The following is a 17,082-nucleotide window of genomic DNA, read 5'->3' as shown; positions in this document are numbered from 1 at the left end:
TAACTATTTAAAAATAATTAACTCCATCTTATCTTTAATAAAATAGAGTTAATTAACTGTGCTACACAAAGTATTAACTCAATTTTGAACAGATGCTCTTAATGTAGTCATTTGACTAACACATTCTTGCAAAAGTTCATTTTGTTGACGCACTACTTGTACTACTGCTTCGGAATCACTTGTTTTCATACGAGCAACGGATTCAATCGTTAATAACTGTTGGCGAACACCTTCCATTTCAGATTGCAAACATGTCAGTGTTTCAGCTACTTCTTTAAATGTTTGAACTATTTGTATGCGATCCGCATTCATTCCACCAATTGCTTCAACTAGAGCAGTACGATTTCTATCTGTTGAGGTATAAACATTTTCAATAACTTCAATTGTTTGACTTTGAACCTCATTAATTTTCACCGTATGTTCATCAATTGCATTTAACGCATTATTCGCTGTTTCTAATTCGACTTGAATACTTCGTAAAATAGGTTGTTGACCATCAATAGAGGCAAGCATTGAATTGACACCTTCTAACTCACTTTGTATTTGCCCCAACACAGATTGCATAGAATTGAATATTTGGTTTTGTGAGGCAAAACTCTGCTCTTGCTGTTGAATGAGCTTATCAAAATAATTAGATAATTTATTGGTGCTTTCAATCTGTTGTAATTGATTATCTTCGAATTTTTTCTGATAATTAAGAAATTGATTAAATGAATCTAATAAAGCTGCATTTAAATTCGTTGTTTGCAATTTAACGTCCGAAGGTGATGCAAGAGCAGACTCAGTAGAACCATTAATTACACTTGATATAGAAACGCCTACATCATTAGCATTCGTTTTAGCCCAATCTTCAACTGAAAAATAGATATTATCAACTATTGAGCCTAATAAATGCGCTAATAAGCCCATTACTAAAGAACCCATTAATCCAAGAAATGATGCAGTAAATGCTGCTGACATGCCACCTAAAGGTGCGGCAATACCACCAAGTAAAGCTGAAATATCACTGGTATTATTAGTAACAATATCCATTGATTCACGGATACTGCCCATTGTTAAGATTAATCCAATGAACGTACCTAATAACCCTAAACCAACTAATAAACCTGATAAATAATCTGCGCCAGATACACGGTGGGAAAAGCTATCTTTTAATTTGTCTAGAACAGAATTACGGATTTCTGGACCTGAAAGTGCCAAATCAGATACACGCCCTCTTAATCCTTTAACTGCACCTTTAAAAGGAAAGTTATTTAATTTATCAAAATTATTGGGATTTTCTGAGGCTACTGATAAAAACTTTTTCCAGCTATTGATTCCACTCATTAGTGAAACAGAAACAATAAAAGTATAAATTACACCAATAACTTGCATTGAAATAATAGCGGTATTGATAATTTTATTATGATTAATAGCTTCTAAAAGATCATCAAAAAAATATGCATAAGCTATTACTATTACAAAGAGGATCAATAATATAAATCTTATCGATCGTTTAACAGAATTCAACTTCACTTTATCCATCCTTAAACTAAATTATAAAAACATTCATAATTTAGTATAACTATATTTATTTTCCAATTTTTTATAAAAAATTAATATTCATCAATCTTCTTAACGAAAATATGATGAATTCTTATTATAATACTGATTAAAAAAATTGAAACCTTTTTATTCAAAAATTTCCAAATAAATATTATTTAGAAATAAAAACATCTAAAAAAACTATAATAAACCATTATCTTTATTAGCTTTAATGAATATTGCACTTTTATTAAACTATAAATTAGAAACTTTTAGATCAATTTTTTACGCCGATTAACGCCCTAAAATTCCATGAATAATTATTGCGAATCATTTTAAATAACTTACTTAAGTAAGTTCAATATCCTCAAGTTAATTATATTATTAGCCAAATAAGCTATTACTGAGATTTTATAGAAGAGCATAAAAATTTATTTTGTAAAATAAGTTTGCTTTTATTACAGAAAATTAACAAATAAGTCACTGTGTTGAATTCTCGTTAGCAAATATTATGTGTTAGATTTTTTGAGAAGATGATTGGAGAAATTAATCTATCCTTTTCAAAAGGAAAATTTAGTTAATGTACAGGCAAATGACCAAACCAATTATGATACCAACGCGGATTTATTTCATTCCTCATTGTTTTCAACTCCCATTTATGATGATAAAAAACTAAACTTATTTGTCCTGATTTAGATGTGGTATAAAAATTTAATTGTCGATCTTTGTAACGTGCTATAACTTTATTGGAAGGCAATTTCCAAGGATTATAACGGGAAGTCGACAAAAGGGACACGCTAGGATTAACAGCGTTTAAAAAAGCATAACTTGATGACGTGTTACTACCATGATGAGGAATTTGCAAAATTGTTGATTTAAGTGTATTTCGATATTTTTCAATCAATTGATACTCTTGATTTTTTTCTAAGTCACCTGATAATAATACTGAAAATTGACCATCTGTAATGTGTATTACACATGAATCTTCGTTTTGCGCATATTCAGCTAGATGAGTTGGCCATAATACAGTTAAACTTAGATTATTCCATGTCAGATGATTTTCTGATAAACAGTGATAGTGATTTTTTAAATTTACAGATGAACTCATCAGCCATGCATTGGGATAATGTTGTTGAAGTAGAGAAAGTCCACCAATATGATCATTGTGCTGATGGCTAATAATAATTCCCTTAACATCTAAATTGTGCCATTGTAAAAATGGAATGATTATACGTTCTGCGGCAGAACTATTTTGCCACTGCGCCCCAGTATCATACAATATTGCGGATTTCCCATCATGTATGACAATTGCCAGACCATGACCGACATCTAACATATCCATTCGCCATAGATAATGCTGTTTTTTAAAAAATGGACTCACTATTATCATGAGTAAAATGCAGAGGGTTATAGTATGACGACGCCAAAATTCCGTTTTAAGAGTAATTATGGCCAGCCATCCAATAATACTTAATAAATAAAAATCAGATGAAGTAGTAAACCAAGGGAAATCAATCAGCTTCAGACAGTAAAATAAATAATCAAGTGACTGTTCAGCAATAAACCAAAACCATAATGCTAAATAGAAACAATCAAAAAAACTAAAACAGAGTGCTATCAAGATTGATGGAAAAGTCAGTAACGATATGATTGGAATCGCAATTAAATTTGCCAAAAGAGCCATAGTACTGACACCTTGAAAAACAAATAATTGTATTGGTAACAATAACGCCGTTAAACCTAATTGTAGATGTATTAATTTAACTAGGTAACACTTTTTGTTATTTTGAATCTTTTTTGATAATGGTACCCATTGATATAAAAATATTAAGCTAACAACAGCATAACAAGATAGCCAAAAACTTTCAGATAAAATCATCAACGGATCGGTTAATAATAATAAGGCTATTATTCGATTAATTTTCTGCCATGCGCTGATATGTTGATTTTGACAGCGTAAATAAATCCATATCCCCAATGCCATTATTGCACGTAAAGCAGGAGGATTGAATCCTGTTAACCAAGCATAAAAACAGGCGCATAACCATCCGATTATAATTGGGACATATAAATTATTAAATCGCTGTGGAATAAAAAATAACATTAATTTGACGAGACTGTAACACATACCAAATACCAACAAAATATGCATACCTGATATCGCCATTAAGTGAGCAACGCCGGTATTCATCATAATTTGCCGATAATGATGATCAAGTTGAGAGCGATCACCAAAAGCCAATGCAAATAATATCCCACGGTAATGAAACAAATACATATAAGGCAAAGCATGATCAACAATAGTTTGTCTAATATCATTTTTATCTTTTAATAATTTAGCATTATTGATTTTTGCAGATAATAATGTCCGATTGGCTATAGCAAAACGCTGACTATCAAATCCTCCTTCATTTAAATAACTATGAATTACTTTCGTTTTTATCGTTAATTGCCAAATTTGACCTATTTTAGGTACATTAATATTATCCCAATAAATTGAAATTGGGATAGGAGTTGATGATGCTTGGTGATTACTTTCAAGAATAGTCCATTGCAGATAGTAAGGATTCATTTGCTGAGATGGATGCCGGATATTGATACTTTCGACCTTTGCTTTGACGACGAGTGTTTTGTCAATGTAAGGATCGATATTGATTAAATACTGTTTAGAATATGCCGTCGACCATAAGAAACTTAACATAAATATACTAATAAGTAACAACGTTTTTCTAAATAGAAATTTACTCGTAATGACAATAATCAACACGCCAAAAGCTGTCGCATACCAAAATATGTCTGAAAGTAATTTAGACATAAACATTAATGGCAAGCAGCCTAATGAAAATGTAATTATAAGTAAATCATGTGAATAAATTTGCCGCATTGACTCTAATTAGGCTATCGAATTAACAATAAGTTAGCATAACCTGTCAACAAATTATGCTCAGAAACTTTTGATAGATATTGCGATCTTGGTTCCAATCTTAATTCGCATTTGTTAAAAATCGATCATTATGATAAGAACATTTATAAATGTATTTTGATAGGTGTTAAGACTAAAATTACTTTAAATAGTCATCAAACTTTTTAATTATTTTTAAATAACTTTTTAATGTTTAATCTATATATTAATTGAGGGATTAATAAAAAAGCCTTTGAGTTAACTCAAAGGCTTTTAAACTAAATACTATTTTAGATATTATGCTTTAGCGGCATTATTTACTCTTTCACGTAATTCTTTACCTGGTTTAAAGTGAGGAATGTATTTATGTTTCACCTCAACATTACCACCAGTTCTTGGGTTTCTCGCTTTACGTGGTGCACGATAATTTAAGCTGAAACTACCAAATCCTCGAATTTCTACACGATCGTTGCTTTCCATTGCTAAAGCGATCTGTTCAATAATATCTCTTACAGCGTCATCAACAAGTTGCACAGGAAGGTGTGCCCGCCAGTTGACTATCTTTTCCACTAAATCTGATCTGTTCATGGTCACTCCTAGGTTATGTATGTGATATATAATTTGTTCATTTTATACCACAAAAGAAAAAGAGGGCAAGCCCTCTTTACTTTTTAGTTGAATATTTTTTACTCGGTTTTTGATGCAGCTTTGAATGCTTCAGCCATTGCATTAGTAAATGATGCTTCTTCTTGAGTTGAAGTATTATTTACAGCAGCAAGCGCTTCTTTTTCGTCAGCTTCATCTTTAGCACGTACAGATAATGAAATTGCGCGAGTTTTACGATCGATATTAACAATCTTAGCCTCGACTTCATCACCAACTTTTAATGCAGTTGTTGCATCTTCAATACGTTCACGTGCGATATCTTGAGCTTTTAAGTAACCTTCAATGCCTTCTGCGATTTCAATTGTTGCGCCTTTAGCATCAACAGCTGTTACATGACCTTTAACAATTGAACCTTTTTTGAAGTTTGAAGCAAAGCTACTAAATGGATCATCTTCAAGTTGTTTAATACCTAAAGAGATACGCTCACGTTCTGCATCAACTTGTAATACAACCGCTTCGATATCATCACCTTTCTTATAAGCTTTAACTGCTTCTTCACCTGGCATATTCCAAGAGATATCAGAAAGATGAACTAAACCGTCAATACCACCATCTAAACCGATGAAGATACCGAAATCAGTGATTGATTTGATCTTACCGCTAACTTTATCACCTTTATTGTGTGATTCAGCAAATTGTAACCATGGGTTAGGTTTACATTGTTTAAGACCAAGAGAAATACGACGACGTTCTTCATCAATTTCAAGAACAATAACTTCAACTTCATCACCTAAGCTAACCACTTTAGATGGGTGAATGTTTTTGTTAGTCCAATCCATTTCAGAAACGTGAACTAAACCTTCAACGCCAGTTTCAATTTCTACGAAACAACCGTAATCAGTTAAGTTAGTTACTTTACCAGTTACTTTAGTGCCTTCTGGGTAACGTTTAGCAATTGAAACCCATGGATCTTCGCCTAATTGTTTTAAGCCAAGAGATACACGTGAACGGTCTTTATCAAATTTAAGAACTTTAACAAGTAATTCTTGACCCACTTCAACCACTTCACTTGGGTGTTTAACACGTTTCCATGCCATATCAGTAATATGAAGTAAACCATCAACGCCACCAAGGTCAACGAATGCACCGTAATCAGTAAGATTTTTGATGATACCTTTAACTTCAGAACCTTCTTGAAGATTTTCAAGAAGTTGTTCTCTTTCTGCGCTATTTTCAGATTCAATTACTGCACGACGAGAAACAACAACGTTGTTACGTTTTTGATCTAATTTAATAACTTTTAATTCGATTTCTCTATTTTCAATATGAGAAGTATCGCGTAATGGACGTACATCAACAAGCGAACCAGGAAGGAACGCACGAACGCCATTAAGATCAACCGTAAAGCCACCTTTCACTTTACCATTGATAACACCTAAAACTGTTGCAGCATCTTCAACTGCTTTTTCTAATGTAAGCCACGCTTCATGACGTTTAGCTTTTTCACGAGATAGAATGGTTTCACCAAAGCCGTCTTCAATTGAGTCAAGTACGACATCAACAACGTCGCCAACTTTAACTTCTAATTCGCCTTGGGCATTTTTAAACTGCTCTACTGGAATTGCTGATTCAGATTTTAAACCAGCATCAACTAAAACAACATCTTTGTCGATTGCAACGACAGTACCACGGATCATGTTACCAGAACGAGTGTCTAGTTGATTTAAAGACTCTTCAAAGAGTTGAGCAAAAGATTCTGTCATATTTATATACTTAAATTAATATTAACGTCCACATTACATCATGTCTTGTGGGGTTGTTTATGATACTCCACTCGTCCTTATAATGGAGCTTTGTTCACGTTATAAATAAATTTACAACGCAAGTTTTTCGTTTATATACGTAATAGATTGATTAAATACATCTTGAATAGAGAGTGATGTGGTATCAATTATTAGTGCATCTGTTGCAGGTTTTAATGGGGCAACGGCTCGATTACGATCTCGCTCATCACGCGCAGTTATCTCCTGCAAAATTTCGGCGAATTTAGCATGTTTTTGCTTATCTTGCAACTGTTTCATTCTTCTTTCTGCTCTTGAGTGCGGGCTGGCATCCAGAAAAATTTTTACTGGTGCATCAGTAAACACAACTGTCCCCATGTCTCGCCCATCCGCAATTAACCCCGGCAATTGCCTGAAATCTCTTTGTCGTTGCAATAATGCTGCCCGAACTTGATTTAGCGAAGCCACTTTAGAAGCAGCGCCTCCAGTCTCTTCAGTACGAATATCTTTAGAAACATCAACGCCATTTAATAGTACTTTGACTTCGCCATGATGGGTATCAAAAGTTAAAGGTAAATTTAATGCTAATTGAGTTAATTGTAGTTCATCATTCAGCGCAATGTGATGATTAAGCGCCGACAACGCAAGCACACGATAAATCGCGCCGGAGTCTAAAAGATGCCAATTGAAATGATTAGCTAACGCTTGACACAACGTGCCCTTCCCCACACCACTAGGGCCATCGACAGCAATAACAGGAACTAATGTATTCATTTAGTATTCACTCAATCGTTTAAATTGTTCAAAATAGTCAGGAAATGTTTTCATTGTACATTTAGGATCTAATATAGTCACGGGCGTATCGGATAATGCCACTAATGAAAAACACATTGCCATACGATGATCGTTATAGGTTTTTATTTCAGCATGTGTTAAAGATTTAGGGGGGATAATCGTTATATAATCGTTACCTTCTTCAACCTCTGCCCCTATTTTACGCAATTCAGTTGCCATAGCAGATAAGCGGTCAGTTTCTTTAACTCGCCAGTTATAGATATTACGAATAGTTGTGGATCCTTTGGCAAACAAAGCGGTTGTTGCTATTGTCATCGCCGCATCAGGGATATGATTCATATCCATATCAATACCGTTAAGTTCCCCTCGGCTACACTCGATATAATCATCAGCCCACGTTACTTTAGCACCCATATTTTCAAGTACATGGGCAAATTGGGTATCACCTTGTAAGCTTTTTTTACCAATACCCGTGACGCGAACAGTGCCCCCTTTAATCGCCGCTGCAGCTAAAAAATATGAAGCTGATGAAGCATCACCTTCAACCAAATAAGTACCCGGTGACTTATAAGTTTGCTTTGCTTTAATAACAAATTTTTGATAATTATCATTGATGACCGACACCCCAAATATCGCCATCATTTTGATCGTGATATCAATATACGGTTTAGAAACTAAATCCCCTAAAATAGTAATTTTAGTATCGTTATCAGCAAGTGGGGATGCCATTAATAGCGCCGTTAAAAATTGACTTGAAACAGAGCCATCAACCTGAATATTACCGCCAATAAAGCCCCCATGAATATGCAGTGGTGGATAACCTTCATTTTCAAGATAATCTATTTTAGCCCCACCTTGACGAAGCGCATCAACTAAATGCCCTATTGGGCGCTCTTTCATACGTGGTTCGCCCGTAAGCACAATATTATTTTCGCCAAGACATAACGCAGCAGTTAAAGGACGCATCGCCGTACCGGCATTCCCTAAAAAAAGCTCTAATGCATGGGATGAATGTAGTTTTCCGCCGATGCCCTGAATATCACAAATCGTGCGATCATTCGATAATTGATACGTAACACCTAATGCTTTAAGAGCATCAAGCATATAACGGACATCATCGCTGTCTAATAAATTTGTTAAACGTGTATTACCTTGACTCAATGCAGACAAAAGTAGCGCCCGATTAGACACACTTTTTGAACCCGGTAAGTTTATCGTACCATTAAATCTTTTTATCGGTTGTAATGTTAGGGATAACATGATAGTTCTCTTTATATTTTTAAGATTTTTAAAATTTATCTAAAGTTGCTTTCAACAATTCAATCGCTTGTTTATCTTTAGCACTATTTTGCCACAATTTATCAAATAACAACCGGTATCGCTTAATCGCATCGTGAGACGAGGTAATAGAAGCAATCCCTGTGGTCACATTCGGTAATTCACCTAATCGAAACGGGCTCATCGCTAACGAAATCGGGTTTTCATTTTGATAAAATAGTTGAAAAGCAATAGATGGAATTGCATGCTCTGTAATAGCAATGGTAGGCGAATAAGTTTGTTGTTCAATTAATTCAATTAAGTGATAGACTTCTTTGCGAGCTAATAGCATGCGTTCAGACTTTTTACCCGGTGAAAGATTTAAATTACCGACTAAACCAATATGTAAAAAACGTTCTACATTGCGTAAACTAATTAAATTAATGACTTTAGGCGCTGATTGATAGAATTGTGTTTGTCGTTCTTTTAAAATGGCTAACGTTGTTGCATATTTTTTTAAATTAATTGAATCGCCCGATTCATCTAGCATCATAGCAAGATGAGAAAGATAATCTGGTGAAGTGAGTAAAAAAGAAAAAGGATCAAAATGAGAATAAATATGTGTTGATTGTTCTTCAAGTTGGCGCATACGTTCAAAAAAACCTTCACCACTTGAATAATATTCAGTATCAATACCAAGCAAGCTTGCTAAGGATGTATCTAACAAAGTCGCTAAACGTCCTAATGTTTCGATTTTGATAATTTCACCCTTTTCAAGACGGTAAACCGCAGCTCTTGAAATTCTAAGATTTTGTGCTATGTCTTCTGCTTTTAAGGAAGCCGCTATACGATACGCCCGTAAACGCTGACCTATCGCACAATAATCAATCGATCCAGTATTCATAATTCACTCAAACCATTCGGATTTTGGCAGTGTAACATAAGGTAATCATATTGCCAATTTGCAATCCAGGCAATTTTGTTCAATTCATCAATATATGATTTTTGACTCAAGTAATGGATAATCTATCATCCATAATTAAATAACGTCATAAATATTGGCATTAGCAATGTAAGCAAAAAACCTTGTACGATAGCAGGTGGCACTATCATTATTCCTGCTCCTTTCTTTAACATAGGCAAAGTAAAATCCATAGACGTTGCACCACATAACCCCAGTGTTGTTAATTTATACCGTTTTATTAATGTTGGAATAAGTATAATGGCAAAAAGTTCACGTAATATATCATTTAAAAATGTGGCACTGCCAATAATTGCCCCATGTGCTTCAGTCATTAAAATGCCTGACAAAGAATACCAACCAAATCCAGATGACATACCTAATCCTATACGCAAAGGAAGATCTAATAGTAAAGCGGCTACCATTCCACCAATAAAAGTGCTTATAATGACGATTAGCGTTGTTGCAATACCAACTTTGTTAAGTAAAATTTGTTTAAGTGAAATATTATTACTTCTTAACTGAATACCAATTAACAAGAGTAAAAAAACTAAAACAACCTGAATAATGTTTTCGGTATATTGCCATACAAACAATGGAAAAAGTCCGACTATAAATCCCAAAACAAGTGCAATAAAGACACGCAATGATTCCAATATCATTTTTACGCGTGAACCAAAGGTTTGATTAACACTTGAAGCTTTCCACGGTAAAAATAGGTCAAATAACATTAGAAAAATAAAATTCCCGCCAAAAGTACAGATAAAAATAATAGCAGTATAAAATAGAATATTTTGCAAATTAGTCGCAAGGTTATCTAAATGAGCAAGTTCTGCGCCCATAATAAAAAGAATAAAATAAACCATCCAACTTAGAATTTGGTTAATTTTAGCTATCCATTTTTCTTGTTTGCATTTAATTAAATAACCAATGCACAAAGGCACAAGTGCTATTAGAATACCAAAATACATATTTCATTCCCTACTAATTAATTTAAGACAATTATTTTATTGAGCTTTAATTAAAAAAATCGATAAACAACAAGTTGAATATCGATTGTAATCAATTTTGATAATTTGACACTACATTAGGTAAATAATCATTACCTTTAGTATATTATATTAATGATGCTAATTGTGTTTCAATATTCAGTTTGAGTTGATCTAACAAAGCATAACGATTACGGTATTCAGAACGTTTTTTACTTGCTATATCTTCTAACGATTTACGTGTAATCTCAGTGGGTAAAATAAATAACTCACGATCATCTTGTTGACCATCGATTGTTAACCAAAAATCATCATAATCAGACAAAATGCGTTCTTGTCTGCTGTTATAACGCCAATTGTTATACACATGCGTTTTATTTCCAACCGCCACAATTTGCTCAAGCTGAAAATAATGCGCAATGATTAATGCTGCCTCAACGGCGACTCGTTTTGGAAATAATCCATAACATTGCTTAGTCGCTTTTTGTACCCGAACTCGCGCTTCATAATGACCGGTACCTTGCAACCCTGCAATAAATAAAGTCGTTTTTTGTTGATATTGAATGATTGAAAAAGTTAATGTTGCTAAATCAATACCGTCATTATCATAAAAATAAAGGCTTATTTCACCTTCTCGAGCAAACTTGTTACGCGCTTGAATCGCAATTTGAATATTAGCTTCATTTTTTGCTGTTAGTTTAGCCAATACATATGGAGTTTTAGGATCATAAAAAGCCTTAGTCATGCTATCAGGCTGATTCGCTAAAAAATCATAGTGATATGCTAACGCATCAAAACGCTCTTGTTGCGACAAATTTGATGATAAATACGGTCTTTGTAATTTACACGGTAAATTGGTTTGGCAAGAAAAATAGTAGCCAAGTAATGGATATTGTCTTAATTTATCCAACCATTTTAGTGTAATAGGACTTAAAAATAAGGTTCTAAAAAAAAATTTATAACGATAAGTCGGATTAAGCCAAAGTTCATTTAGCGGAAGTTTACCGGTACATAGCCAGTTAAAAAGTTGCCATTTGCTTTTTGGCTGGGACATATTCGTAATATTATTCATAAGCAGAAAAAATAAATTTGAGTTAGTTAATTTATAAAAAATTTATATGTGGCTAAATTATAAAATATCAATAGATATCAAAGATTAGTCATAAATACCAACTTTAAAGAGTACAATACAACATAAATCAACGCAACCTTTGCCATCTTATTCTATAAGAAAAGAAAATAAAAAACGGTGAACTGGTCACCGTTTCTTATTAAACAATTATTCAGTTTTTATAAACTCAATTATTGTCCTTTCACTTCTTTAAGTCCGTTGAATGGAGCCTTAGCACCTAATGCTTCTTCAATACGGATTAATTGATTGTATTTAGCAACACGATCAGAACGGCTCATAGAACCCGTTTTGATTTGACCAGCAGCTAAACCAACAGCTAAATCAGCAATAGTTGAATCTTCAGTTTCACCACTACGGTGAGAGATAACAGCAGTATAACCTGCATCTTTTGCCATTTTAACCGCTGCGATAGATTCAGTTAATGTACCGATTTGGTTAACTTTAACTAGGATTGAGTTAGCGATGCCTTTTTCAATACCTTGTTTGAAGATTTTGGTGTTAGTTACAAACAGATCGTCACCCACTAATTGGATTTTGTGACCTAATGCTTTAGTTTGGTATGCCCAACCGTCCCAATCGCTTTCATCTAAACCATCTTCGATTGATACGATAGGATATTGTTCAGTTAAACCTTCTAAATAGTGAGTAAATTCTTGAGCAGTAAACTCTTTATTACCTTCACCTTTTAATACATATTTACCTGTTTCTTTGTTATAGAATTCAGAAGCAGCACAGTCCATCGCTAAAGTAATATCTTTACCTAGTACATAACCCGCTTTTTCTACAGCTTCTTTGATACAAGCTAATGCTTCAGCATTTGAATCTAAATTAGGGGCAAAACCACCTTCATCGCCTACAGCAGTATTCATACCTTTAGCATGTAAAACTTTCGCTAAGTTATGGAATACTTCAGAACCCATACGGATTGCTTCACGTACTGTTTTCGCGCCAACTGGTTGAATCATAAATTCTTGTAAATCGATGTTATTATCCGCATGTTCACCACCATTGATGATGTTCATCATCGGTAATGGCATTGAATATTGACCTGGCGTACCATTCAAATCAGCAATATGTTGATATAGTGGAACACCTTTTGCTGCTGCAGCTGCTTTAGCATTAGCTAATGATACTGCAAGAATTGAGTTTGCACCCAAGTTAGATTTAAAATCAGTTCCATCTAAATCAAGCATGATTTGGTCGATAGCCGCTTGATCTAACGCATCTTTACCCACAACTGCTTTCGCAATTGGTCCATTTACGTTTTCAACTGCTTTTAAAACACCTTTTCCTAAAAAGCGAGATTTGTCACCATCACGAAGTTCTAATGCTTCACGCGAACCAGTTGATGCACCAGATGGAACGATTGCTAGACCAACAAAACCACCTTCTAAATGAACTTCAGCTTCAACTGTAGGGTTCCCACGAGAGTCGATGACTTCACGACCATGTACTTTAACGATTTTTGCCATGTTATTTTCCTCTATATGACAGATATATTACAAATGTAAAACTTTAAAACTATTTTTGTTGTAGCTGCTGATACTCCTTGGCAGCTTTTATAAAACTACTAAACAGTGGATGCCCATCTCGTGGTGTCGAGGTAAATTCCGGATGGAATTGACAAGCAACAAACCATGGATGATTAGGAACCTCAATAATCTCGACTAATTTTCTATCAGTTGAAAGTCCTGTTACTTTTAATCCTGCTTTTACAATTTCAGGTAATAAATTATTATTCACTTCGTAACGATGACGATGACGCTCAGTGATTGACTCTTTTTTATACATATCAAATACTAATGAGTCTGGTTCTAAATGACATATCTGAGAACCAAGTCGCATAGTACCACCTAAATCACTATTTTCATTACGTTGCACAACATTACCCGATTCATCACTCCATTCAGTGATTAACGCAATGATTGGATTAGCACAATCTTTAACAAATTCTGTAGAATTTGCATCTTTAATTCCAGCCACATTACGAGCATATTCAATCATGGCAACTTGCATTCCAAGACAAATACCTAAATAAGGTATTTGGTTTTCACGCGCATAGCGTGCAGCAATGATTTTACCCTCAACGCCACGATACCCAAATCCACCCGGAATAAGTATTGCGTCTAAGCCTGAAAGTAAATCCGTACCACGCGATTCAAGATCTTCAGAATCGATATAACGAATATGAACAGTTAAACGGTTTTTCAACCCGCCATGTTTTAATGCTTCGTTTACAGACTTATAAGCATCGGGTAATTCAGTGTATTTACCCACCATACCTATTGTGACTTCACCAACAGGATTGGCCTCTTCATAAATCACTTGTTCCCACTCTGATAGATCTGCTTCAACGCAATCAAGGTGGAATCGATTGCAGACAAAAGTATCTAAATTTTGTGATTTTAAAAGAGCAGGTATTTTATAAATTGAATCGACATCTTTTAATGAAATAACTGCACGTTCAGGCACATTACAAAATAGTGCAATTTTTGCTCGCTCATTAGCTGGAATGATACGATCTGAACGACAGATTAACACATCAGGTTGAATACCAATAGATAACAACTCTTTGACTGAGTGTTGTGTAGGTTTTGTTTTAACTTCTCCAGCAGAAGCTAAATATGGCACTAGGGTTAAATGCATAAATAAGGTATGTTCTCGACCTACATCAACCGCTAATTGACGAATCGCTTCTAAAAATGGAAGTGATTCAATATCCCCAACTGTGCCACCGATTTCAACAATAGCAACATCGAAGCCTTTAGCTCCTGCAATAACGCGAGATTTAATCTCATTGGTAATATGGGGAATGACTTGAACAGTTGCACCTAAATAATCCCCACGACGTTCTTTGCGTAATACATCGGAATAGATACGCCCTGTTGTGAAGTTATTTTTGCGAGTCATTTTAGTGCGAATAAAACGCTCATAATGACCTAAATCAAGATCCGTTTCTGCCCCATCTTCCGTCACAAAAACTTCACCATGCTGAATCGGGCTCATTGTACCCGGATCGACATTAATATAGGGATCAAGTTTTAACATGGTGACTTTTAAATTGCGGGCTTCTAAAATTGCAGCGAGTGATGCTGCGGCAATGCCTTTACCAAGAGAAGAAACGACACCGCCTGTAACAAAAATATAATTCGTGACCATTAATACCAGACCATTATTAATTTATAAGAACAATATTGCGTCGTTTTCAAACGATAAAAGCAACACAATATACGATAAATCAGACGGGAAAATAGTATAACAGAATCTGACCTTGCTCACAATTGAATAATTATCTTTAACAGATGTTTTAATTAAGCTGATTAGATAGATTTAATGCTACTCAATCTAATCAACTTTAATTTGAAAACAGAATTATCTTCGACAATCAATCTAAACTGTAAGATTAGCATAAAAGTTATTAATCTTACTTTTTCGAACTCGATTTTGTATCCGTTTCCAAATGAAAATTAAACCATTAAAAATCGTACTTAATGCAAAAAAAGCAAATAAAGAGATACTTAAAATAATGGGTAACCACTTGTCTTGTTCATTAATTTGATATCTAATGTCAGGATTAATCGTAAATCCTGAGATAGAATTATCATCTCGATAATAAATATCTGAGACTAATCCAGAAAAATTGACTCGCCCCGATTGGCTATTCAAACTATTTTGAAAAGTTGAATTCGAAACCCGATTAGATTCTAAATCCTCTTGGTCTTTGCTATCTGTTTCGTTAAAAAACTTATTTTTCAGCGTAATGAAGAAAGAAACATTATCGGTTTGATTATGGATTTCTACTTTTCCGCACTTACTATTCACCTTTTTGTTATATTTATCACAAAGTGCCCCTTCCGTGGTAACATTTACCCAATCGCCCTCTTTTAGATTGTTGGTTAATAATTGTGAACTATCATCAAAATTCCAACTTTTCAGGTCATGATTAGCAAAGTGATACATATAAAAGATATTATCTTTAACATTGGATTTTGCATAAACAATAAATGTCAAAATAATACCTACAAGAAAAAGCCATAAATTACGCCCAGCAAACTTTGGTGGCCCAAAATTTTCAATCTCTTTCGAAACTGACAATGTATAACCATAACGAATTATTTTTTTATCCTCAAAAGTAACATCAAGCTCAACATTAGTTAATGTATGTTCGGGTAAATATGCTTGCCAATTATCAGGATAATTTAAAATAGAATTATGACCAACAGTAATTTGTTTCGTTTTAGCGTTTTTATTTTTAACTTTTCCTCTTATTCGATTAACAAATTGAATTTTTACTTTAGACTTTGGTTTACGACAATAAAAATAGATAACTGCTAGTAAATTTATGCCAAATAAAAACAGATCAAATAGTTCATTACTTTGCCAAAAATCTAAAAAATAATTAATTGTTAAAAAGCAAAAAAATACCGCAACTATCCCTTTATTATTTTTATTCCGATACGCTGATTCTAACGGTGTTTCTTGCCGTGTCATTAAAATTTCATAACCAAATTTTTGTTGATTTTCAATGCGATTGTTTATAGTCTCATTGTCATGATTATGATTATAATTTTCTGGATGTTGAACATCAAACAATTCACTTGCCCAATACTCCATATCATCTTCTTCTAATTTTTTTTCATTGATGATATTTTGATGCGCTGCATAACGAATATCGTGATCATTTAACCTAATCACAATGGCATAATCTTCAGTGAAAACTACTTCAGCCACATTATCATCTAAGATAAAACGATCCATATCATAGGGGATAATGACATCAATATTATTAATTTTATAAAAAAGTGTTTCGCCAACATAGTGATTGATATTTTGTTTGACTAGTTTGCCAGATATTGATATTACATCTGAATTTATTAATGACGATTCTTTTACCTCTGAAGATAAATGTTTTGTTGTTTTTAGATAAGGTGTTATAAGACGTTCTTCTAGTGTGGACAATTGCCTAATAGGCCTAAGATCAACAATATAGTTTTTTTCAATTAACTTTTTCTTTTTTTTGTTACTTTTAAAGTTTTTTCTAATCGACGAAACGATCAAAAACAAAATGTGAATGACTAATATTAAACCAAATATATTCATTTTGTGACTTATTCCTTATGAAACATTATTATAGT

12 protein-coding genes are annotated in these 17,082 nt (G+C 33.7%); all 12 read right to left on the bottom strand.

All coding sequences use genetic code 11. The features are described 5' to 3' along the window. Positions 1-78 precede the first annotated feature (78 nt). A complete protein-coding gene (locus ACGH46_RS06190) occupies positions 79-1,515 on the bottom strand; it encodes a MotA/TolQ/ExbB proton channel family protein (RefSeq protein WP_267380711.1) in 1,437 nt (478 codons plus the stop codon). Between the two features lie 586 nt (positions 1,516-2,101). Continuing rightward, entirely contained in the window at positions 2,102-4,339 is a 2,238-nt protein-coding gene (locus ACGH46_RS06185) for a DNA internalization-related competence protein ComEC/Rec2 (RefSeq protein ID WP_411604780.1), read from the bottom strand. A 384-nt stretch (positions 4,340-4,723) separates the two neighbouring features. Next, positions 4,724-5,014 (bottom strand): integration host factor subunit beta, encoded by a 291-nt coding sequence (ihfB, locus tag ACGH46_RS06180; RefSeq protein WP_065559335.1) that lies wholly within the window; start codon positions 5,012-5,014, stop codon positions 4,724-4,726. Positions 5,015-5,112: 98 nt separating this feature from the next. After that, the gene (gene rpsA, locus ACGH46_RS06175; protein ID WP_267352495.1) at positions 5,113-6,795 is read right to left on the bottom strand and encodes a 30S ribosomal protein S1; all 1,683 of its coding nucleotides are present in this window, start codon (positions 6,793-6,795) and stop codon (positions 5,113-5,115) included. A 111-nt stretch (positions 6,796-6,906) separates the two neighbouring features. Further along, complete coding sequence (gene cmk / locus ACGH46_RS06170) at positions 6,907-7,587, bottom strand: (d)CMP kinase (RefSeq protein ID WP_267352494.1); 681 nt, start codon at positions 7,585-7,587, stop codon at positions 6,907-6,909. Further along, positions 7,588-8,871 (bottom strand): 3-phosphoshikimate 1-carboxyvinyltransferase, encoded by a 1,284-nt coding sequence (aroA, locus tag ACGH46_RS06165; RefSeq protein ID WP_411604912.1) that lies wholly within the window; start codon positions 8,869-8,871, stop codon positions 7,588-7,590. It abuts the gene before it with no gap. A gap of 25 nt (positions 8,872-8,896) precedes the next feature. Continuing rightward, entirely contained in the window at positions 8,897-9,769 is an 873-nt protein-coding gene (locus tag ACGH46_RS06160; protein WP_267360208.1) for a helix-turn-helix domain-containing protein, read from the bottom strand. Positions 9,770-9,894: 125 nt separating this feature from the next. Next, positions 9,895-10,797, bottom strand: coding sequence for a lysine exporter LysO family protein (locus ACGH46_RS06155; RefSeq protein ID WP_411604778.1), 903 nt, complete (start codon positions 10,795-10,797; stop codon positions 9,895-9,897). A gap of 145 nt (positions 10,798-10,942) precedes the next feature. Further along, positions 10,943-11,869, bottom strand: a complete 927-nt coding sequence (locus tag ACGH46_RS06150) for a VirK/YbjX family protein (RefSeq protein ID WP_411604776.1) — start codon at positions 11,867-11,869, stop codon at positions 10,943-10,945. A gap of 248 nt (positions 11,870-12,117) precedes the next feature. After that, positions 12,118-13,419, bottom strand: coding sequence for a phosphopyruvate hydratase (eno, locus tag ACGH46_RS06145; RefSeq protein WP_065559328.1), 1,302 nt, complete (start codon positions 13,417-13,419; stop codon positions 12,118-12,120). A gap of 49 nt (positions 13,420-13,468) precedes the next feature. Continuing rightward, a complete protein-coding gene (gene pyrG / locus ACGH46_RS06140) occupies positions 13,469-15,106 on the bottom strand; it encodes a glutamine hydrolyzing CTP synthase (protein ID WP_267352489.1) in 1,638 nt (545 codons plus the stop codon). Positions 15,107-15,337: 231 nt separating this feature from the next. Then, positions 15,338-17,047 carry an IgaA/UmoB family intracellular growth attenuator gene (locus tag ACGH46_RS06135; protein WP_411604773.1) on the bottom strand — a complete coding sequence of 570 codons (1,710 nt, stop codon included), beginning with the start codon at positions 17,045-17,047 and terminating at the stop codon, positions 15,338-15,340. Between the last annotated feature and the right edge of the window lie 35 nt (positions 17,048-17,082).

Source organism: Gilliamella sp. CG22, assembly GCF_046635725.1.
GTDB classification, from domain to species: domain Bacteria; phylum Pseudomonadota; class Gammaproteobacteria; order Enterobacterales; family Orbaceae; genus Gilliamella; species Gilliamella apicola_I.
This window is presented reverse-complemented; position numbering and strand designations above follow the sequence as displayed.